The sequence below is a fragment of the Acidovorax sp. genome, assembly GCF_046294525.1.
Classification (GTDB): Bacteria; Pseudomonadota; Gammaproteobacteria; order Burkholderiales; family Burkholderiaceae_C; genus Acidovorax.
On the sequence record NZ_JBKBKQ010000012.1, the window covers coordinates 21,821 to 39,753 of the forward strand.

Consider the following 17,933-nt stretch of genomic DNA (forward strand, 5'->3'; position numbering starts at 1 on the left):
TGTAGCGGAGTGAAAATGGTTATTTCAATGCGCTGACCGCCTTGACAGGGCATTGGTCTCGGCAATACTCCGCCATCGTTGTTCACACAAAGAGGGCCATCATGGGAGTGTTGCAAGAGTTCAGGGAGTTCGCGGTCAAGGGCAATGTGATTGACCTGGCGGTGGGGGTGATCATCGGCGGCGCGTTCGGCAAGATCGTGGACTCGGTGGTCTCCGACCTGATCATGCCCGTGGTGGGCCTGGTGTTCGGCAAGCTGGATTTCTCCAACCTGTTTGTGGTGCTGGGCTCCGTGCCCCCGGGCACGGCCATGACGCTGGATGCCCTGAAGAAGGCGGGCGTGCCGGTGTTTGCATACGGCAACTTTTTGACAGTGGCCGTGAACTTCACGATCCTCGCTTTCATCATTTTCATGATGATCAAGCAGATCAACCGGCTCAAGCGCGAGGCCCCTGCCGCACCGCCCGCGGCCCCGGCAGCTCCACCGGAAGACATCGTGCTGCTGCGCGAGATCCGCGACAGCCTGAAGAAGTAGCCCCCCCTGAGTCGCTTCGCGCCTTCCCCGCAGAGGGGGGACGTCCCCGGCGCGGCGGGGCGGCCCTTGCGCAGGGCGCTGGTTTGGCGCGCGCCAGTGTCACAGACTGCGCGCATTCCGCAACTGGGGCTGTGCGGCACAAACACTTACCGCTAAGCGGACAGTTGACGCGCCATGCGCACGGCTTCGATCAGGCTGGACGCATCGGCTACGCCCTGGCCCGCAATGTCGAACGCCGTGCCGTGGTCGGGGCTGGTGCGTACCAACGGCAGGCCCAGGGTCACGTTCACGCCTTTGTCCACACCCAGGTACTTCACGGGGATGAGTCCCTGGTCGTGGTACATCGCGATCACCACGTCGAACTCGCCGGGGTGCTCGGGCGTGTTCCGTGCGCGCATGAACACCGTGTCGGGCGCGATGGGGCCATGCACGTCCAGCCCTTGGGCGCGCGCGTCGGCGATGGCAGGCGCGATGATGGCCTCTTCCTCATGACCGAAGAGCCCACCTTCGCCAGCGTGGGGATTCAGCCCCGCGACGGCGATGCGCGGTGGGCGGCCCAGGCTGCGCAGCAGCGCGGCGTGGGCGATCTGCACGGTCTGCAGCACGTTGCTCTTCGTGACGGCGGCAATGGCGTCGCGCAGCGACACGTGGATGCTGACCAGCACCGTGCGCAACTCATCACTCGCCAGCATCATGCGCACCGGTACGGCGTCCACCGCCAGGCCCTGGTGTGCAGCGGCCTCGGCCTGCAGAAGTTCGGTATGACCGGGAAACGCAACGCCCGCCGCAGCCAGAGCTTCCTTGTGCAGCGGCGCAGTCACCAGCGCAGCAATCTCGCCCCGGAGTGCTGCGCGCGCCGCCCACACGACACAAGCGGCCGCCGCACGGCCTGCCGCAGCACTGACCTGCCCCCAGCGCTGCGGGCCAGGAATGCCGGGCAATGGCAGCACCGGCACGCACCGCGGCGGCACCCGCCAAGCCTCTGCGGGCGAGCCGATCTCCGCCACGGGCACGGCCGGGATACCTGGGCGCACCACGGCCTGCGACGCGCGCCGCAGCGTCGCCACGTCGCCCACTACAAAGCAACCCGCCAGTTCAGCCGGTGCATCGCGAAACGCCTGCACCACCGTCTCAGGGCCGATACCCGCCGGGTCGCCCTGGGTGATCGCAATGGGAAGGGCTGAAGAAGAATTGCGCATCGTGTTGGAGAATGAAATTTTTGAACAAATCGCCCTCTAGCGCTTATCAATCAAGCGCTGGCAGCTATCAATAAAGAAGCCGCCCAGCTGCGGTGCCGGCCGCGCGCTGCCGCTAGCCCGGGTTGTCGATCTCGATGAACTCATGCTCCAGACCCAGGGCCGCCGCCACATGGCCGGCGGTGGCGGGGGCACCATAGCGCTCGGTGGCGTGGTGCCCGGCCGCGATGAAGCTCACCCCCATCTCCCGCGCGAGGTGGGCCTGGGGTTCCGAGATTTCGCCGGTGATGAACGCATCGGCCCCAGTGGCCACGGCGGGTTCGAAATAGCCCTGGGCACCGCCTGTGCACCAGGCCACACGCCGTATGGGCTGCGCGCCCCCCTCCACCAGCGTCACGCGGCGGCCCAGCGCCTGGGCCACATGGTCCGCCAGCGCCTGTCCGCTGTCGAACGCGGCGGGAGCCGCCCAACCCAGATCCTGCTCGCCAAACCGCGCATCGGCCGCCAAGCCGAGCACACGGCCCAGCTGGGCGTTGTTGCCGTATTCGGGGTGCGCGTCCAATGGCAGGTGGTACGCCAGCAGGTTGATGTCGTGCGCCAGCAGCAACTGCAGGCGCTGCTTCATCCAGCCCGCCACGCGCCCATCCTGCCCGCGCCAGAACAGGCCGTGGTGCACAAAGATGGCGTCCGCCCGCGCGGCAATCGCGGCTTCGATAAGCGCACGGCTGGCCGTCACGCCGCTCACGATGCGCGCAATGTGCGCCTTGCCCTCCACCTGCAGGCCGTTGGGGCCGTAGTCTTTGAAGCGATCGGGTTGCAGCAGGCCGTCAAACGCCTGCACAAGTTCGGTGCGTGAAATGCTCATGGCGGTATTGTGCGCCGCCCGTCCCGGGGGGGCAGGGAAGGCCCTGCACCGCAACGATCCAGCAAAAGAAAAGCGATCCCCCCTCTGGAAAAACCCGCCGGCGTCCACACAACTTCCCCAAGCACGCCGGCAGGGCCTCCAGGCCGTTCGGCGACAATGAACGGCGCGCCGCGCCCTGCCACGCCCTGTCGGCGGACACAGCGCGCTGCCCTTGAGTGATTCACCGCCCGCACCACACACCATGAAGCGTATTTGGCTCCTCTTCTCCCAGGCCGTAACGGTGTTCGTTGCCGCCTACTTCGTTGTCGCCACTCTGCAACCCAGCTGGCTGGGCCGCGGAGCCACGCGCTCCGGCGCGGGCATTGCGCTGATCGAGGCACCTGCGACGCCGCAGTCCCAGCCGGCTGCGGGCAGTTTCAGCGGCGCAGCGCGCAAGGCGTCGCCGGCCGTGGTCAGCATCAACACCAGCAAAGCCGTGCGGCACCCGCGCAGCAATGACCCGTGGTTCCAGTTCTTCTTTGGTGACCAAGGTTCGCAAAATCAGGCGGGGCTGGGCAGCGGCGTGATCGTGAGCCCGGACGGCTACATCCTGACCAACAACCACGTGGTGGAAGGCGCCGACGAGATCGAGGTGACGCTGACCGACAGCCGCCGCGCCCGCGCCAGCGTGATCGGCACCGACCCGGACACCGACCTGGCCATCCTCAAGATCGACCTGGACAAGCTGCCTGTGATCGTGCTGGGCAACTCCGACCAGCTCGCCGTGGGCGACCAGGTGCTGGCCATCGGCAACCCCTTCGGCGTGGGGCAGACGGTGACCAGCGGCATCGTGAGCGCACTGGGCCGCACGCAACTGGGCATCAACACCTTCGAGAACTTCATCCAGACCGACGCGGCCATCAACCCTGGCAACTCGGGCGGCGCGCTGGTGGATGTGAACGGCAACCTCATGGGCATCAACACGGCCATCTATTCGCGTTCGGGCGGCAGCATGGGCATCGGGTTTGCCATCCCCGTTTCTACGGCGCGGCTGGTGCTGGACGGCATCGTGAAGGACGGCCAGGTCACCCGCGGGTGGATCGGCGTGGAGCCCAACGAACTGTCACCCGAACTGGCAGAAACCTTTGGGGTGAAGAAGGCCACCGAGGGCGTGATCATCACCGGCGTGCTGCAGGACGGACCCGCAGCGCAGGCCGGCATGCGCCCCGGCGACGTGATCGTGCGCGTGGATGGCAAGAACGTGGGGAACGTGTCGGAGCTGCTCACGGCCGTCGCGGCGCTCAAGCCGGGTACGGCGTCAGAATTTCAGGTGCAGCGCGGCGACCGGATGGTGGAGCTGAACATCAGCCCTGGCGTGCGGCCTCGGCCGCAGCGCAATGTGAGGCGCTAAGCTGAGTACGACCGAGCGAGGCAAAAAAACTCCGCGGACAGCGGGAGCGCGGACATGGCGTTGCCTCAGAGGTATGGGTCAGAAGCCCTTTAAGCTATAAAAATAATAGCTGCTAGCGCTTTATTAATAAGCGCTAGCAGCCTTTTTTAGCAAAATTCCTGCGTGTTCAGGCGTTCGATGCCGGCTCTTGGCTGTCTTCCGGCGCCTTGGTGTGCTTGATGAACAACTGGGCCGCCCAGATCCCTACTTCATACAGCAGGCACATCGGAATGGCCAGCGACAGCTGCGAGACCACATCCGGCGGTGTCACGATGGCGGCGATCACGAAGGCCAGCACAATGAAGTAACCGCGGAACTCGCGCAGCTTCTCCACACTGACCACGCCCATGCGTGCCAGCACCACCACGGCAATCGGCACCTCGAACGCCAAGCCGAAGGCCAGGAACATCGAGAGCACGAAGCTCAGGTAGGCCTCGATGTCAGGCGCGGCGGTGATGCTCTTGGGCGCGAAGCTCTGGATGAACGCGAACACCTGCCCGAACACGAGGTAGTAACAGAAAGCCACGCCCACAAAGAACAGCAGCGTGCTGGAGACCACCAGCGGAAGCACCAACTTTTTCTCGTGCGAATAAAGGCCCGGCGCCACAAAGGCCCACACCTGCCACAGTACGAAAGGCAGCGCCAGCATGAAGGCGGCCATCAGCAGGATCTTGAGCGGTACCATGAAGGGCGAGATCACCGACGTGGCAATCAGCGTGGCACCCTTGGGCAGGTGCGCCACCAGCGGCGCCGCCAGAAAGTCGTACAAGGCGCCGGGGCCCGGAAAAAAGAACAGCAGTGCCGCGGCGACCGCTATGGCGATGATGGCCTTGACCAGCCGGTCGCGCAGCTCCATCAGGTGCTGCACAAACGGCTGCTCGGTGCCAGCCAGTTCGTCGTCTTTGGAAGGGGTGTCAGACATGGTGGGTCTTCGTGGGCGTCAACAGGGTCGCCCATGCAGCGCGCGGAGCGCCACTGGCTGCTGCATCAGTGGAATTTCTGGGGACGGAAGCGCGCCACGCGGGCCGCGCCGGACTGGGCCTTGGTGCGCACGCCGGTCCTGGACTTGTACCACTGGGGCACGGCGCCGCGCTTGAGGCGCCAGTTCTTGCCGGGGTGTTTGTAGGCGGGCACCACGGCGGTCTGCGCCTGCTCTGCCAGCGCCTCGCTGGCCGTGCTGGTGGCGTCGGCCCAGTCCTTTTCGAACTCGCTGGCGCTGGTCTGGATGGAGTTGTGCACATCGCGCGCGGCATTCTCCACCGTGTCCTTCATCTTCTTGAGCTCATCAAGCTCCATGGACCGGTTGACCTCGGCCTTCACGTCGGACACGTACCGCTGCGCCTTGCCCAGCAAGGTGCCCACGGTGCGCGCAACGCGCGGGAGCTTCTCGGGCCCGATGACGATAAGCGCCACGGCGCCGATCAGCGCCATCTTGGACAGGCCAATATCAATCATGGGTCAAGCGCAAAACTGGTGAGAGCCCACAGGAAACCGCGTGCTCAGCTCTTTTGCTTGGCTTCGACATCGATGGTGGTCTTGTCGGCAGCCTGGCTGTTGGCAACCTGGCCGGCGGGAGGTGTGGCGGGGGTGTCGGTGGCTGCACCGTCCTTCATGCCGTCCTTGAAGCCCTTGACGGCGCCTCCCAGGTCGGAGCCCATGTTCTTGAGCTTCTTGGTGCCGAACACCATGACGACGATCAGCAGCACGATCAGCCAGTGCCAGATGGAAAAAGAGCCCATGGAATATCTCCTAACGAATTGCAATCATTTTAGACGTGGGCCGTGACAGGAGTTCTGTGCACGGGGCCCGGGTGCGGGAATCCCCCTGCACGCTCCGTCAGCCTGGTTCAGCCTTTGAGCCACGGGCGGGGGCCGCCCATCACGTGGATGTGCAGGTGGTGAATCTCCTGCCCACCTTCAACACCCGTATTTACCACGACGCGAAAGCCACCCTCGGGGTACGGGTTGCAGCCTTGCTCCAGGGCCAGTCGGGGGGCCAGCGCCATCATGCGCCCCAGTACGCCCGCATGCTCGGCAGTGACCTGGGCCATCGAAGGGATATGCAGCTTGGGCACCATCAGGAAGTGCACCGGCGCCCAGGGGTGGATGTCGTGGAAGGCGAAGATTTCTTCGTCCTCATAGACCTTCTTGGAGGGAATCTGGCCCGCGATGATTTTGCAAAAGAGGCAGTTCGGATCGTGCATGGTGAGGAGACGGAGAAACAAAAGGCCATGGGCGACAGCTCAGCGACGCCCGCGCTCAGGCATTGTCAGCGATGTTGATGGTGGGGCGCACGCCCACGTCCTTGCGGTGCGCCTGCAGCCATTCCTGGCCAGCCGTTCGGCCCAATTCAAACAGCTTGCGCACAAAGGCCAGGTCCGCGCGTGTCTTGCTGTCGGCCCCGAAAGGCGCCAGCACCGAGCCGCCGTCGATGCGGTGCATTCGCACGCTTTTGTAGCGGCGCGGGTCGAGCTTGCCTTCGGCCAGCAGGCGGCGCACAAACTCGATCGCCCGCATCTCGGCCAGCAGGCTGGCGTTGAATGTGACCTCATTCATGCGCTCCATGATTTCCTGTCCGGAATGGGGCAGCTCCCGATGTTCGATGGGGTTGATCTGCACCAGCAGGATGTCGGAGGTCTCGGTCTGGTAGATCAGCGGGTGCAGGGCAGGGTTGCCCGAATAGCCGCCGTCCCAGTAGTGCTGGCCGTCAATCTCCACCGCCTTGAACAGCAGCGGCAGGCAGGCGGACGCCATCACGGCATCGGCGCTGAGGCGGGGGCCCGAGAAGATTTCGCCCCGACCGGTGCGCACGTTGGTAGCGCAGACGAACACCTTGGGGCCACCGGCGGCGCTGATGGTGCGCCGCTCGGTGCACAGCAGGTCAAAGTCCACCTCGCGCTCCAGCAGGCGGCGCAGCGGGTTGATGTCGAGCGGATTGGTGTGGTAGGGCGAGAGCCACTGGCGCATCACGCCCATCAAAGGGTTGGCGGCCGACAGCGGCGTGCTCCGCAGCAGACTGCCCAGCGTGCCTACGCCCTCCCACAGCCGGGTCAGCGTCTCGCGCGCCTGCTGGCAGCCGGCCAGGTGGGCTTCGTGAGGGTCGTTCTTGTATTCCTGCGCGGCCTTGCCAAAACCATGCGCCAATGCCACGGCGTTCATGGCGCCCGCGCTGGTTCCGCTCACACCGTCGAAGTGCCACTGCCCGTCTTCGAGCAGTGCATCCAGCACGCCCCACGTGAGCGCGCCGTGTGAGCCGCCACCCTGCAGGGCCAGGTTCAGGCGCGGCAGCGGCGATGGGGGCGGTGCAGGCGCGTCAGGCATCCACTGCCTGGTTCTTGTTCATGGCCACCATGCCACGCACGATGCGGTACAGGAACCACAGGGAAATCACGATCCACGCGGGGTTGAACAACAACAGCCCCAGCAGCCAAAGCGGAAAGGTGACGAGGTACAGCACGCCCGCCCAGAGGACGGACCGGATGCGCCAGGAGAAATGGTTGGCCTGCCAAGTGCCCTCGGCATCGCTCTTTTTGACAAGGTCGATCACCAGCGCGATGAGCAGCAGCACGAGGCTGGGTTGTGCGGCGGGCACGACCGCCGCCACGGCCACGATCAGGTGCAGGATGTAGCTGACCCAGCCGATGGCCTTGAGGTTCTGCGCCTTCCGCTCGCGGTCGGGCACGTCGATGATGTCGTTCATGAAGAACCCTCCTCTGCAGCGCGCGCATCGGCCTTGCGCAAGGCTTTTTCCTCGATGCCGCTTGTGCCTTCGCGGCGCTCCAGCTCGGCCAGTACGTCGGCGGGCGTAAGGCCGTAGTGGGCCAGGGCCACAATGGAATGGAACCACAGGTCCGCCACCTCGTACACCAGCTTGGACTTGTCCGCGCCATGGTCCAGGTCCTTCGCCGCCATCACCACTTCAGTGGCCTCTTCGCCAATTTTCTTTAGGAAGGCGTCGGGGCCCTTGTGCAGCAGGCGCGAGACATAGCTCTTCTCAGGGTCGCCCCCGTTGGCCGGCTTGCGGCTTTCGATGACGCCAGCGAGGCGGGCGAGGGAATCGTTGGAACTCATGGGCCTTACTTGTAGATGGATTCGGGGTCTTTCAAGACCGGATCGACCGGCGTCCAGGCGCCGTTCTTGAGCACGCTGAAAAAGCAGCTGTGGCGACCCGTGTGGCAGGCGATGCCGGGCTCGTGGCCCAGTTGGGTGACCTTGAGCAGCACCACGTCGTTGTCGCAATCGAGGCGGATTTCGTGCACGGTCTGCACGTGGCCCGATTCTTCGCCCTTGAACCACAGCTTGCCGCGCGAGCGGCTGAAGTACACGGCGCGGCCGAGTTCGGCCGTTTTTTCGAGTGCCTCGCGGTTCATCCAGGCAAACATCAGCACGTCGCCCGTGCCCTGCTCTTGCGCAATCACGGGCACCAGGCCCTGCGCGTCCCATTTCACTTCGTTGAGCCAGTTCATGAAAGGGATTGTCGGCGATTCAGGTTGCGCAGCCCGCCATGCGTCAGGGATTTGCGATGGTTTTGGCTCCTAGCGCTTATCTGGCAAGCGCAAACAGCTCTCAAAACGATAGCAAACGCTGGCAGCGGCGCGCGGGCGGCGCAGCCCTGCAGCCCTTCTACATTCGCACCGGAATGCCGCGCTCGGCCATGCGGGCCTTGGCCTGCCCCACGGTGTATTCGCCGTAGTGGAAGATGCTGGCGGCCAGCACCGCGTCCGCCCCGCCCTGCTGTACGCCGTCAGCCAGGTGGTCCAGGTTGCCCACGCCGCCAGAGGCGATCACGGGCACGCTCACGGCATCGCTCACGGCGCGCGTGAGCGCCAGATCAAAGCCGGCCTTGGTGCCGTCGCGGTCCATGCTGGTCAGCAGGATTTCGCCAGCGCCGCGGCGGGCCATCTCGGTGGCCCAGGCCACGGCATCCAGGCCCGTGTTCTTGCGGCCGCCGTGGCTGTACACGTCCCAGCCTTCACCGCGCGCGGCCAGGTCGTCGCCCTGGCGGCGCTTGGCGTCGATGGCCACCACGATGCACTGGGCGCCGTACTTGGCGGACACCGCGTCGATCACATCCGGATTGGCGATGGCCGCCGAGTTGAAGCTGGTCTTGTCAGCGCCCGCGTTGAGCAGGCGGCGTACATCTTCGACCGTGCGCACGCCCCCGCCCACGGTCAGCGGAATGAACACCTGGCTGGCCACGGCCTCGATGATGTGCAGGATCAGGTCGCGCCCGTCGCTGGTGGCGGTGATGTCGAGGAAGGTGAGTTCGTCGGCCCCCTGCGCGTTGTAGCGCGCAGCGATCTCGACCGGGTCGCCCGCATCGCGCAGTTCGACAAAGTTGACGCCTTTGACCACGCGGCCTCCGGTGACGTCGAGGCAGGGGATGATGCGTTTTGCGAGCATGTCAGTCAGCGATTCATTGATAAGGCGCTACCGAGGCCAGCAGGCGCCGTGGAACTGGCTTCGCCAGGCCACTGGCGTCGTCCCCCTCGAAGGGATGCGGCCAAGCCGCTCAGGGGGAGGGGAAAGTCACCCGTTGAGTTCGTCAGCGCGGGCCTGCGCAGCGGCAAAGTCCAGGTCACCGCTGTAGATGGCGCGGCCGCAGATCACGCCCTCCACACCCTCCTCCTCCACCGCGCACAGTTGCTCGATGTCGGCCATGCTCCCCAGGCCGCCCGAGGCGATCACGGGAATGGTCAGCGCTTGGGCCAGTTTGACGGTGGCGTCAATGTTGATGCCCGACAGCATGCCGTCGCGGCCGATGTCGGTGTAGATGATGGATTCAACGCCCCAGTCCTCGAACTTCTTGGCCAGGTCCACCACTTCGTGGCCGGTGAGCTTGCTCCATCCGTCGGTGGCGACCTTGCCGTCCTTGGCATCGAGCCCCACGATGATGTGGCCGCCGAAGGCGCTGCAGGCGTCTTTGAGGAAGCCGGGGTTCTTCACAGCCGCCGTGCCGATGATCACGTAGCGCAGGCCGCCGTCGATGTATTTCTCGATGGTGTCCAGGTCGCGAATGCCGCCGCCCAGCTGCACGGGAATGTCGTCGCCCACCTCTTTCAGGATGGACTTGATGGCGCTGTAATTTTTGGGCGTGCCCGCAAACGCGCCGTTCAGGTCCACCAGGTGCAGGCGGCGTGCGCCCGCATCCACCCACTTGCGCGCCATGGCCGCCGGGTCTTCACCAAAGGTGGTGGATTGGTCCATATCGCCTTGCTTGAGGCGTACGCAGTGGCCGTCTTTGAGGTCGATGGCGGGGATGAGCAGCATGGTGGTGGGGTTCGAAAGGCCAAGTCTCGGCTCGGCCCGAACGGGGTGGTTGAAGGGAGTGGTGGTTGAAAAAGAATCAGGGATTCCAGTGCAGAAAGTTGCGGTACAGGGCCAGGCCGTGTTCCGCGCTTTTCTCCGGGTGGAATTGCGTCGCAAAAATATTATCGCGTGCAATGGCCGCAGCAAACAAACCGCCGTAGTCCGTTTGCCCCGCGCAGTGCGCGGGATCTTGCGGCACTGCATAAAAACTGTGCACGAAGTAGAAATAGCTGTTGTCGGGCACGCCCGCCCACACCGGGTGCACGCCGCCGCCGTGATGCGCATGGGGCACCTGGCGCACCTGGTTCCAGCCCATCTGCGGCACCTTGAAGCGACTGCCATCGGCCTGGGTGCGACCGGCCAGATCGAATTTGCGCACGTCGCCAGGCATCAGGCCCAGCCCCGGTGTATTTCCTTCGGCACTGTGGTCCAGCAACATCTGCATGCCCACGCACACGCCAAACATCGGCTTGGTGGCGGCGGCTTCCAGAACGGATTCCTGCAGGCCGGACTCGCGCAGCTCGCGCATGCAGTCAGGCATGGCGCCCTGCCCTGGCAGCACGATGCGCTGGGCGGCCCGCACTTCCTCAGGCCGCTGGGTGACGACGACGGTCCAGCCCGTGCCCGCTGCGGCGGCCTGCACGGCCTGCGATACCGAGCGCAGATTGCCCATGCCATAGTCCACCACGGCAACGGTTTTTGCTTCCATATTCATAGCTGTTAGCGCTTATCCATCAAGCGCTAGCGCCCGATTTGACCCTAAATTTCACAAAGAACCCTTGGTGGACGGGATGACACCGGCCGAGCGCGGGTCGCGCTCCAGCGCCGCACGCAGCGTGCGCCCGAACGCCTTGAAGATGGTTTCGCACTGGTGGTGGGCGTTGACGCCCTTGAGATTGTCGATGTGCAACGTCACGCCCGCGTGGTTCACAAAACCCTGGAAGAACTCGTAGACCAGTTGCGTGTCGAGCTGGCCGATGCTGCCCGCTGTGAATTTCACGTCCATGTGCAGGCCCGGGCGGCCCGAGAAGTCGACCACCACGCGCGACAGTGCTTCGTCCAGCGGCACGTAGGCATGGCCGTAGCGGCGGATGCCCTTCTTGTCGCCCACGGCACGTGCAAACGCTTGGCCCAGGGTGATGCCCACGTCTTCCACCGTGTGGTGGCCGTCGATGTGCAGGTCGCCCTCGCAGTCGATGTCGAGGTCGATCAACCCGTGGCGGGCGATCTGGTCGAGCATGTGGTCGAAGAAGCCGATGCCGGTGTGCAGCTTGGCCTGGCCCGTGCCGTCGAGGTTGATGCGCACACTGATGCGCGTCTCGGCGGTGTTGCGGCTGACCTCGGCGATGCGGTCGGCCATCGGGTCGGCCGATGGAGCGGAGGGGACGAGTGCAGAGGAAGTCATAGGGAGGCTTGCAGGGCGGCCAGCATCTGCGCGTTGTCGGAGGCGGCGCCTACCGTGAGGCGCAGGCAGTTGGCCAGCAATGGGTGCATTGTAGAAACGTTCTTGACGAGGACCTTGCGGTTTTTCATGCCCTCGTAGGCCTTGGCGGAATCCGCCACGCGGATCAAAACCATGTTGGCCTCGCTGTCCCAGCACTTTTCGACCCCGGGCATTTGGCGCAGCGCGGCAATGAGCGTGGTGCGTTCGGCACGGATCTCGGCAGCCTGTGCGGCGAAAACCTCGGCATGTTCCAGCGCAAACAGGGCCGCTTCGCAGTTGAGCACGCTCACGTTGTAGGGCGGGCGCACCTTGTCGATCTCGCTCACGAACGCCGACGGCCCGATGAGGTAGCCTAGGCGCACGCCCGCGAGGCCAAACTTGCTGAGCGTGCGCATGAGCAGCACGTGCGCATTGCGTGCGGGCTCGGCGCGCATGCGGTCGATCCAGGTGCGGCTGGCAAAGGGCTGGTAGGCCTCGTCCATGACCACGATGCCGCCCTGCACGCCCGCAGCGTCGATGATGCGCTGCACCGCGCCCTCGTCCCACAGCGTGGCCGTGGGATTGTTGGGGTAGGCGATGTAGGTGATGGCCGGGCGGTGCTGGGCGATGGCGGCGAGCATGGCGGGCTCGTCCAGCTCGAAATCGGGCGTGAGCGGCACACCCACGAAGTCCAGGCCCTGCAGCTGCGCCGACAGCGGGTACATCACAAAGCCGGGCATGGGCGCGAGCATGGTGGCGCGTTGGCCGGTGCCAGGCTGGGCGCAAGCCAGGGCCAGCAGGGTGATGAGTTCATCGGAGCCATTGCCCAGCACGATGCCATAGCCCTCTGGCATGCCGGCGTACTTTGCGAGCGCCGCCTTCAGGTCCAGCAAGCGGTCGCCAGGGTAGCGGTTGAGTGCCACCCCACCCAGACGCTGGCCCAGCGCAGCCTGCAAATGCGCGGGCAGGCGGAAGGGGTTCTCCATCGCGTCCATCTTGAGCATGCCGGTGGAGGGCTGCACGACGTAAGAGTGCATGGCGCGCACGTCGGGGCGGATGCGGGCCAGGGCCTGGAGGGGGGACGACGCGGGAGTAGTCATTCGGTGGTGTCCAGTTATAGAGCCTATTCAATGCCTTTTTGCAGCCGCGTTTTCGTGCAATCGGGATGAGTGGATGCTTCGGATGCGCAGCTTGGGCTCATGCCCATGCAAGCAGCCGAGGCATTCAATCGCCCGATTTCACGAAAACCCTTCGGGCAAGTGCTTTTTCGGGTGGTCTGCGGCGTTGCGGCGCTTGCCAATAGCCGAGCTATTGGCTGCGCACCGCGCCTTGCATTCCATCCCGAAAAGGCGCTTGCGCGGCTACAAAAAGGCATTGAATAGGCTCTCAGGGGTGACAAGAAAAGGGTTGATGGGGCGCACGGCGTCCATGGGCTGGTCGTGTGGCAGCGCCTCGGTCAGCAGGTAGCGGCAGCCCTGCTGGTGGGCGGACGAGAGGATGAGTGCATCCCAGTAGCCCAGGCGGTAGCGGTCCTGCAGGTCCCAGGCGCCGTCCACGGTGTACGAGTCCAGGTGCGGCGGCAGCCACACGCGCAGGCGGCGCACCTGGGCGCGTACCTGCTGCAGCACGTGGGGGCCATCAAAACGCTGGATGGCCTGGTTGTACAGCTCGTTGAGCACCTGCGAGCTGATGCGGCCGCTGCGCGTCTGCCAGCAAAAGCTGATCCATTCGCGCGCCCGCGCCTGGCGCTCGGCATCGCGGTCGTCCACGCTGGCGAGCAGGATTTCGGTATCGACAAAGATGGGGACGGTGGCCATGCGTTCTGCCCCGTTCAGCGCAGAAACAGGGTTTCGCGCGGCACATAGGGCCCGCTCGAAGCACCCCAGCTTTCAAAACTCAGCGCCTCGCGCATGGCCTGGGCGTAGGCGTCTTCCTGGCGCATCTTTTCGGCCAGCCATTCACCGAGCAGGCGCGACACGCTGCTGCCGCGCTTGGCGGCTTCCACGCGCACCCATTCGGCTACGGCGTCGTCCATGGTCACGGTGACGTTTTTCATGGGAGTGATATTACACGAAGTTCGTGGAACACGAACTTCGTGTCTTTTTTTGAGACAGGTCAGGCAGCCTGCCGCTGCCCCTGCAGCATGCGCGTGGCCATGTCGCCCACGGTGCGCAGCGCCTCCAGGTGCGCGGGCGACCAATCGCCGCCCACGCCAATGCGCAGACAGTTGCGAAAGCGCCCGCTGGTGCTGAACACCGTGCCGGGTGCGATCAGGATCTGCCGGGCCAGGCAGGCCTCGTGCAGTTGCACCGAATCGAGCGCACGCGGCAGCTCCAGCCACAGCAGCAGGCCGCCGGGCGGGTCGCTCACGCGCGTGCCCTGCGGGAAATGCGCGGCAATCACCCGGCGCGCCTCGTCCATGCGGGCCGCCACACCCGCATGCAGCTGGCGCATGGCGGCCGCATGGCCTGCCTGGGTGATGAGGTCAGCCAGGGCCAGTTCCAGCACGGCCGACTGCCCGCCCGCCTGCAGGTCCTTGATGGCACGCACCTTGTCGGTCCAGCGGCCCGCCTCCAGCCAGCCCAGGCGCAGGCCCGGGGCCAGCGTCTTGGAGAACGAATCACACAGCATCACATGGCCCGTGGTGTCGTAGGACTTGACGGTGCGCCGCATCTCGTCCACCTCCGCCAGGTCGTTGTAGATCGCATCCTCGATCACCGCCATGCCGTGCCGCGCCGCCATCTGCGCCAGGCGCTTGCGCTCGGCCTGGGGCATGCAGCTGCCCAGCGGGTTGCTGAGCGTGGGCACCACCATCACGGCCTTGACGGGCTGGGTGTCCAGCGCGAGTTGCAGCGCATCAAGAGACAGTCCGTTGCGCGGGTGGGTGGGAATCTCCAGTGCCTTGAGGTGCAGGCCCTGCAGCACCTCCAGAAACGAAAAATGTGTAGGAGACTCCAGCGCCACCACATCGCCCGGCTGCGTCACCGCGCGCAGGCATAGCGCAATGCTGTCCATGCAGCCGCCGGTGATCACGATGTTCTCGGGGTCCAGGCTGCAGCCCAGGCTGACGGCGTAGCGCGCTAGGGCGCGGCGCGCATCCTCATGACCCGACGAACCTGGGTAGGTGCACAGCAGGTTGCGGTGGCGCTGCGCGGCACGCACCACGGCGCGGCGCACGCGGTCGGGGTTGAACAGCTCGGGGCCCGGTGTGCCGCTGCTGAACGAAAGCATGTCCTCCGGCTGGTTGCGGCCCAGGATGCGCTGGCCCAGCCAGTCCACCGACACCTCGCGCGGGCGGCGCATCGGGCGCGGTGTGCTGGGCTCGGGCAGGCTCACCGGCCGCGCTGCCACAAAAAAGCCGGAGCGCGGGCGGGCCGTGATCAGGCGGGCATCCTCCAGCCAGTGGTAGGCCTGCACCACCGTGGTCTGCGCCACGCCGTGCTGGCGCGCCAGCTCGCGCACCGACGGCAGCTTTTCGCCGCGCACCAAGGTGCCGTTGCGGATCAGCTGCGCCAGCTGCTCGGCGATTTGAAGGTACAGCGGGGGTGCGTCATCGGTGGCCATGCGGCATTCTGTACTGGCACCTTGGCAAGCAGACAGTACAGAAACGACCCAGTGCGTACAGTACAGATGGGCTGGTTCGCTGGTCTGTACTGGGCCAGATCGCACGCGCCTGTGGCTGGTGGCCCACGGCAGCTGGCCGCACAGTGAAGGCATGAACACGCTGCACACCCCCACCCCGCCGTCGCCCACGCTGCCCACCCAGCCTGCAGTGCCCCTCACCCTGCAATGGAAGCGCCAGCCGCTGCCGCCGCTGCAGGCCGTCCAGGTGCTGGACTTCCGGGCGGGTGATATCGCCCTGCTCGAAGTCGAACAAGGCCGCGTCTGGGTGACCTGTGATGGTCTGCTGGAAGACTATTTTCCGGAGGCGGGCCAGCGCCTGTCGTTCACCGGCCCGGTGCGGCTGCGCGTCAGCGCCGATGGACACCGGCCTGCGCGGCTGAGCTGGGCGAAACACCGGGCAGTGGCAGGTGCTGCTTATCCGCCAGCACCCTCTGCACCCGTCGCAGCCCCTCAGCCCAAGGCAACGGCTACCGCACAGGGCACCCTGCACCGGGGCGCGATCAGCGCGGCTTGACGGGCGGAGTCAGCCGCATCTCTGCCGCCTGCGCGTGGGCCTGCAGGCCCTCGCCATAGGCCAGCTCGGCCGCAATCGTTCCCAGCACCTGGGCACCGGCTTCGCTCACTTCGATGATGCTGCTGCGCTTCTGGAAGTCGTACACGCCGAGTGGCGACGAGAAACGTGCGGTGCCGCTGGTGGGCAGCACGTGGTTGGGACCGGCGCAGTAGTCGCCCAGGCTTTCGGAGGTGTAGGCCCCGAGGAAGATCGCCCCTGCGTGGCGCAGCAGCGGCTCCCAGCGGTGCGGGTCGGTGCTGCTGACTTCCAGGTGTTCGGGTGCGATGCGGTTGCTGATCGCACAGGCTTCTTCCATGTCTTTCGTCAGGATCAGCGCGCCGCGCCCAGTGAGGCTCTTGGCGATGATCTCGGCGCGCGGCATGGTGGGCAGCAGGCGGTCAATCTCGCGCTGCACGGCGTCGAGGTAGGCGGCGTCGGGACACAGCAGGATGCTCTGCGCCAGCTCGTCATGCTCGGCCTGGCTGAAAAGATCCATCGCCACCCAGTCGGGCGGTGTGCTGCCGTCGGCCAGCACCAAAATTTCGCTCGGGCCCGCAATCATGTCGATGCCCACGGTGCCGAACACGCGCTTCTTAGCGCTGGCCACGTAGGCGTTGCCGGGGCCGGTGATCTTGTCCACCTTGGGCACGGTGGCCGTGCCGTAGGCCAGCGCGGCCACGGCCTGGGCGCCGCCAATGGTGAAGGCGCGGGTCACACCGGCCACGTAGGCGGCGGCCAGCACCAGCTCGTTGCGCTCGCCCTTCGTCGAGGTGCCCTCGCCCGTTCCACCGGTCGCCACGCTGCCGCGCACGGGCGTGGGCACAACCATGATGATTTCCTGCACGCCCGCCACATGGGCCGGGATGGCGTTCATCAGCAGGCTCGACGGGTAGGCGGCCTTGCCGCCCGGCACGTATATGCCCACACGGTCCAGCGGCGTGACCTTCTGGCCCAGCAGCGTGCCATCTTCGTCGCGGTAGCTCCAGCTCTCGCCCGAAGCCTTTTTCTGCGCCTCGTGGTAGCTGCGCACGCGCTTGGCGGCGGCCTGCAGCGCGTCGCGCTGGGCCTGGGGAATGGCGTCAAACGCGGCCTTGAAGTCGGCCTGGGTCAGCTCCAGCGCCGCCATGTTGGGGGCGCTGAGGCCGTCGAAGCGGGCGGTGTACTCCAGCACCGCCGCGTCGCCGCGCTTTTGCACGTCGGCCAGGATGTCGGCCACGCGCTGCTCAATGGCCGCGTCGGTGTCAGCAGACCAATGCAGGCGGGCTGCAAAATCAGCCTCAAAAGTGGCCGCAGCGGTGGACAGACGGGCGGGAGCAGCTACCAAAGTCATAGTGTCAGTCGTTGGGTGGAGGTCAGTTCTTTTCGGCCGGTATGGCCGAGGCAAACGCATCGATGATGCGGCGCAGTGGCGCCTGCTTGAGCTTGAGCGCGGCCTGGTTCACGACCAGGTAGGAGCTGATGTCCATGATGCGCTCCACTTCGATGAGGTTGTTGGCCTTGAGGGTGTTGCCGGTGGAGACCAGGTCCACGATCGCATCGGCCAGTCCCGTGAGCGGCGCCAGTTCCATGCTGCCGTAGAGCTTGACCATGTCCACGTGCACGCCCTTGCTGGCAAAGAAGTCGCGCGCAATGCCCGTGTACTTGGTGGCGACCTTGAGGCGCGAGCCCTGCTTGACAGCACGCTCGTAGTCGAAGTCGTTGCGCACGGCAACGCTCACGCGGCACTTGGCAATCTGCAGGTCCAGCGGCTGGTACAGCCCCTGGCCACCGTGTTCGATCAGGGTGTCCTTGCCGGTCACGCCGATGTCGGCGCCGCCGTATTCCACATAGGTGGGAACGTCGGTGGCGCGCACCAGCACCACGCGCACGTTGGGCTGGTTCGTGGGCAGGATGAGCTTGCGCGATTTTTCGGGGTCTTCGAGCACCTCGATGCCTGCAGCGGCCAGCAGCGGCAGGGTTTCGTCAAAGATGCGGCCCTTGGAGAGCGCCAGGGTGATCATGT

At 65.6% G+C, this 17,933-nt stretch carries 23 protein-coding genes; 3 read left to right on the forward strand and 20 right to left on the reverse strand.

Annotated features, from left to right (window positions below):
- Nucleotides 1-101: 101 nt before the first annotated feature.
- Nucleotides 102-533 (forward strand): large conductance mechanosensitive channel protein MscL, encoded by a 432-nt coding sequence (mscL, locus tag ACK4HJ_RS12605; RefSeq protein WP_409831897.1) that lies wholly within the window; start codon nt 102-104, stop codon nt 531-533.
- Between the two features lie 152 nt (nt 534-685).
- Here mscL and pdxA read toward each other — a convergent pair whose 3' ends face one another.
- Together pdxA and ACK4HJ_RS12615 are read right to left on the reverse strand one after the other, a co-directional pair.
- Nucleotides 686-1,732, reverse strand: a complete 1,047-nt coding sequence (gene pdxA, locus ACK4HJ_RS12610) for a 4-hydroxythreonine-4-phosphate dehydrogenase PdxA (RefSeq protein WP_409831899.1) — start codon at nt 1,730-1,732, stop codon at nt 686-688.
- A 112-nt stretch (nt 1,733-1,844) separates the two neighbouring features.
- The gene (locus tag ACK4HJ_RS12615; protein WP_409831902.1) at nt 1,845-2,594 is read right to left on the reverse strand and encodes a Nif3-like dinuclear metal center hexameric protein; all 750 of its coding nucleotides are present in this window, start codon (nt 2,592-2,594) and stop codon (nt 1,845-1,847) included.
- Nucleotides 2,595-2,835: 241 nt separating this feature from the next.
- Between ACK4HJ_RS12615 and ACK4HJ_RS12620 the strand changes: the two genes are divergently transcribed.
- Nucleotides 2,836-3,984, forward strand: coding sequence for a trypsin-like peptidase domain-containing protein (locus ACK4HJ_RS12620; protein ID WP_409831905.1), 1,149 nt, complete (start codon nt 2,836-2,838; stop codon nt 3,982-3,984).
- A gap of 166 nt (nt 3,985-4,150) precedes the next feature.
- Here ACK4HJ_RS12620 and tatC read toward each other — a convergent pair whose 3' ends face one another.
- The 16 genes from tatC to ACK4HJ_RS12700 all read right to left on the reverse strand — a co-directional run bounded on the left by tatC (nt 4,151) and on the right by ACK4HJ_RS12700 (nt 15,318).
- On the reverse strand, nt 4,151-4,945 hold the full coding sequence (gene tatC, locus ACK4HJ_RS12625) for a twin-arginine translocase subunit TatC (RefSeq protein ID WP_409831908.1): 795 nt from the start codon (nt 4,943-4,945) through the stop codon (nt 4,151-4,153).
- A gap of 65 nt (nt 4,946-5,010) precedes the next feature.
- Nucleotides 5,011-5,478: a Sec-independent protein translocase protein TatB gene (gene tatB / locus ACK4HJ_RS12630; protein ID WP_409831911.1), complete on the reverse strand. Its 468-nt coding sequence runs from the start codon at nt 5,476-5,478 to the stop codon at nt 5,011-5,013.
- A 44-nt stretch (nt 5,479-5,522) separates the two neighbouring features.
- A complete protein-coding gene (gene tatA / locus ACK4HJ_RS12635; protein ID WP_409831912.1) occupies nt 5,523-5,762 on the reverse strand; it encodes a Sec-independent protein translocase subunit TatA in 240 nt (79 codons plus the stop codon).
- Nucleotides 5,763-5,869: 107 nt separating this feature from the next.
- Nucleotides 5,870-6,226 (reverse strand): histidine triad nucleotide-binding protein, encoded by a 357-nt coding sequence (locus ACK4HJ_RS12640; protein WP_409831915.1) that lies wholly within the window; start codon nt 6,224-6,226, stop codon nt 5,870-5,872.
- Nucleotides 6,227-6,281: 55 nt separating this feature from the next.
- Nucleotides 6,282-7,343, reverse strand: coding sequence for a patatin-like phospholipase family protein (locus ACK4HJ_RS12645; RefSeq protein ID WP_409831919.1), 1,062 nt, complete (start codon nt 7,341-7,343; stop codon nt 6,282-6,284).
- Nucleotides 7,336-7,722: a DUF4870 family protein gene (locus ACK4HJ_RS12650; RefSeq protein WP_409831922.1), complete on the reverse strand. Its 387-nt coding sequence runs from the start codon at nt 7,720-7,722 to the stop codon at nt 7,336-7,338. The genes ACK4HJ_RS12645 and ACK4HJ_RS12650 overlap by 8 nt, the downstream gene beginning before the upstream one ends.
- Complete coding sequence (locus tag ACK4HJ_RS12655; RefSeq protein WP_409831925.1) at nt 7,719-8,093, reverse strand: phosphoribosyl-ATP diphosphatase; 375 nt, start codon at nt 8,091-8,093, stop codon at nt 7,719-7,721. The genes ACK4HJ_RS12650 and ACK4HJ_RS12655 overlap by 4 nt, the downstream gene beginning before the upstream one ends.
- Before the next feature lie 5 nt (nt 8,094-8,098).
- Nucleotides 8,099-8,497, reverse strand: coding sequence for a phosphoribosyl-AMP cyclohydrolase (hisI, locus tag ACK4HJ_RS12660; protein ID WP_409832170.1), 399 nt, complete (start codon nt 8,495-8,497; stop codon nt 8,099-8,101).
- A 148-nt stretch (nt 8,498-8,645) separates the two neighbouring features.
- A complete protein-coding gene (gene hisF / locus ACK4HJ_RS12665) occupies nt 8,646-9,425 on the reverse strand; it encodes an imidazole glycerol phosphate synthase subunit HisF (RefSeq protein ID WP_409831927.1) in 780 nt (259 codons plus the stop codon).
- Between the two features lie 126 nt (nt 9,426-9,551).
- Complete coding sequence (gene hisA / locus ACK4HJ_RS12670; protein WP_409831930.1) at nt 9,552-10,292, reverse strand: 1-(5-phosphoribosyl)-5-[(5-phosphoribosylamino)methylideneamino]imidazole-4-carboxamide isomerase; 741 nt, start codon at nt 10,290-10,292, stop codon at nt 9,552-9,554.
- A 76-nt stretch (nt 10,293-10,368) separates the two neighbouring features.
- A complete protein-coding gene (hisH, locus tag ACK4HJ_RS12675; protein ID WP_409831931.1) occupies nt 10,369-11,046 on the reverse strand; it encodes an imidazole glycerol phosphate synthase subunit HisH in 678 nt (225 codons plus the stop codon).
- Nucleotides 11,047-11,097: 51 nt separating this feature from the next.
- Nucleotides 11,098-11,736, reverse strand: a complete 639-nt coding sequence (gene hisB, locus ACK4HJ_RS12680; RefSeq protein ID WP_094286521.1) for an imidazoleglycerol-phosphate dehydratase HisB — start codon at nt 11,734-11,736, stop codon at nt 11,098-11,100.
- Complete coding sequence (gene hisC / locus ACK4HJ_RS12685) at nt 11,733-12,854, reverse strand: histidinol-phosphate transaminase (RefSeq protein ID WP_409831933.1); 1,122 nt, start codon at nt 12,852-12,854, stop codon at nt 11,733-11,735. Before hisC ends, hisB begins: the two co-directional genes overlap by 4 nt.
- 261 nt (nt 12,855-13,115) lie before the next feature.
- Nucleotides 13,116-13,571, reverse strand: a complete 456-nt coding sequence (locus tag ACK4HJ_RS12690; protein WP_060984268.1) for a PIN domain-containing protein — start codon at nt 13,569-13,571, stop codon at nt 13,116-13,118.
- A gap of 14 nt (nt 13,572-13,585) precedes the next feature.
- Nucleotides 13,586-13,810, reverse strand: coding sequence for a CopG family transcriptional regulator (locus ACK4HJ_RS12695; protein ID WP_409831936.1), 225 nt, complete (start codon nt 13,808-13,810; stop codon nt 13,586-13,588).
- A 59-nt stretch (nt 13,811-13,869) separates the two neighbouring features.
- Nucleotides 13,870-15,318, reverse strand: coding sequence for a PLP-dependent aminotransferase family protein (locus ACK4HJ_RS12700; RefSeq protein ID WP_409831939.1), 1,449 nt, complete (start codon nt 15,316-15,318; stop codon nt 13,870-13,872).
- Between the two features lie 151 nt (nt 15,319-15,469).
- Between ACK4HJ_RS12700 and ACK4HJ_RS12705 the strand changes: the two genes are divergently transcribed.
- A complete protein-coding gene (locus tag ACK4HJ_RS12705) occupies nt 15,470-15,892 on the forward strand; it encodes a DUF2917 domain-containing protein (protein WP_409831942.1) in 423 nt (140 codons plus the stop codon).
- Here the strand turns inward: ACK4HJ_RS12705 and hisD are convergent.
- Complete coding sequence (hisD, locus tag ACK4HJ_RS12710; RefSeq protein WP_409831944.1) at nt 15,879-17,261, reverse strand: histidinol dehydrogenase; 1,383 nt, start codon at nt 17,259-17,261, stop codon at nt 15,879-15,881. The two genes, ACK4HJ_RS12705 and hisD, sit on opposite strands and share 14 nt — an antisense overlap.
- Before the next feature lie 22 nt (nt 17,262-17,283).
- Entirely contained in the window at nt 17,284-17,931 is a 648-nt protein-coding gene (hisG, locus tag ACK4HJ_RS12715) for an ATP phosphoribosyltransferase (protein WP_409832173.1), read from the reverse strand.
- Nucleotides 17,932-17,933 lie beyond the last annotated feature (2 nt).

What these genes read in the sequence shown, in the direction of transcription:
- mscL (WP_409831897.1), top strand. Translation starts at nt 102, where the DNA reads ATGGGAGTGTTGCAAGAGTTCAGGGAGTTCGCGGTCAAGGGCAATGTG.
- pdxA (WP_409831899.1), bottom strand. Translation starts at nt 1,732, where the DNA reads ATGCGCAATTCTTCTTCAGCCCTTCCCATTGCGATCACCCAGGGCGAC.
- ACK4HJ_RS12615 (WP_409831902.1), bottom strand. Translation starts at nt 2,594, where the DNA reads ATGAGCATTTCACGCACCGAACTTGTGCAGGCGTTTGACGGCCTGCTG.
- ACK4HJ_RS12620 (WP_409831905.1), top strand. Translation starts at nt 2,836, where the DNA reads ATGAAGCGTATTTGGCTCCTCTTCTCCCAGGCCGTAACGGTGTTCGTT.
- tatC (WP_409831908.1), bottom strand. Translation starts at nt 4,945, where the DNA reads ATGTCTGACACCCCTTCCAAAGACGACGAACTGGCTGGCACCGAGCAG.
- tatB (WP_409831911.1), bottom strand. Translation starts at nt 5,478, where the DNA reads ATGATTGATATTGGCCTGTCCAAGATGGCGCTGATCGGCGCCGTGGCG.
- tatA (WP_409831912.1), bottom strand. Translation starts at nt 5,762, where the DNA reads ATGGGCTCTTTTTCCATCTGGCACTGGCTGATCGTGCTGCTGATCGTC.
- ACK4HJ_RS12640 (WP_409831915.1), bottom strand. Translation starts at nt 6,226, where the DNA reads ATGCACGATCCGAACTGCCTCTTTTGCAAAATCATCGCGGGCCAGATT.
- ACK4HJ_RS12645 (WP_409831919.1), bottom strand. Translation starts at nt 7,343, where the DNA reads ATGCCTGACGCGCCTGCACCGCCCCCATCGCCGCTGCCGCGCCTGAAC.
- ACK4HJ_RS12650 (WP_409831922.1), bottom strand. Translation starts at nt 7,722, where the DNA reads ATGAACGACATCATCGACGTGCCCGACCGCGAGCGGAAGGCGCAGAAC.
- ACK4HJ_RS12655 (WP_409831925.1), bottom strand. Translation starts at nt 8,093, where the DNA reads ATGAGTTCCAACGATTCCCTCGCCCGCCTCGCTGGCGTCATCGAAAGC.
- hisF (WP_409831927.1), bottom strand. Translation starts at nt 9,425, where the DNA reads ATGCTCGCAAAACGCATCATCCCCTGCCTCGACGTCACCGGAGGCCGC.
- hisA (WP_409831930.1), bottom strand. Translation starts at nt 10,292, where the DNA reads ATGCTGCTCATCCCCGCCATCGACCTCAAAGACGGCCACTGCGTACGC.
- hisH (WP_409831931.1), bottom strand. Translation starts at nt 11,046, where the DNA reads ATGAATATGGAAGCAAAAACCGTTGCCGTGGTGGACTATGGCATGGGC.
- hisB (WP_094286521.1), bottom strand. Translation starts at nt 11,736, where the DNA reads ATGACTTCCTCTGCACTCGTCCCCTCCGCTCCATCGGCCGACCCGATG.
- hisC (WP_409831933.1), bottom strand. Translation starts at nt 12,854, where the DNA reads ATGACTACTCCCGCGTCGTCCCCCCTCCAGGCCCTGGCCCGCATCCGC.
- ACK4HJ_RS12690 (WP_060984268.1), bottom strand. Translation starts at nt 13,571, where the DNA reads ATGGCCACCGTCCCCATCTTTGTCGATACCGAAATCCTGCTCGCCAGC.
- ACK4HJ_RS12695 (WP_409831936.1), bottom strand. Translation starts at nt 13,810, where the DNA reads ATGAAAAACGTCACCGTGACCATGGACGACGCCGTAGCCGAATGGGTG.
- ACK4HJ_RS12700 (WP_409831939.1), bottom strand. Translation starts at nt 15,318, where the DNA reads ATGGCCACCGATGACGCACCCCCGCTGTACCTTCAAATCGCCGAGCAG.
- ACK4HJ_RS12705 (WP_409831942.1), top strand. Translation starts at nt 15,470, where the DNA reads ATGAACACGCTGCACACCCCCACCCCGCCGTCGCCCACGCTGCCCACC.
- hisD (WP_409831944.1), bottom strand. Translation starts at nt 17,261, where the DNA reads ATGACTTTGGTAGCTGCTCCCGCCCGTCTGTCCACCGCTGCGGCCACT.
- hisG (WP_409832173.1), bottom strand. Translation starts at nt 17,931, where the DNA reads ATGATCACCCTGGCGCTCTCCAAGGGCCGCATCTTTGACGAAACCCTG.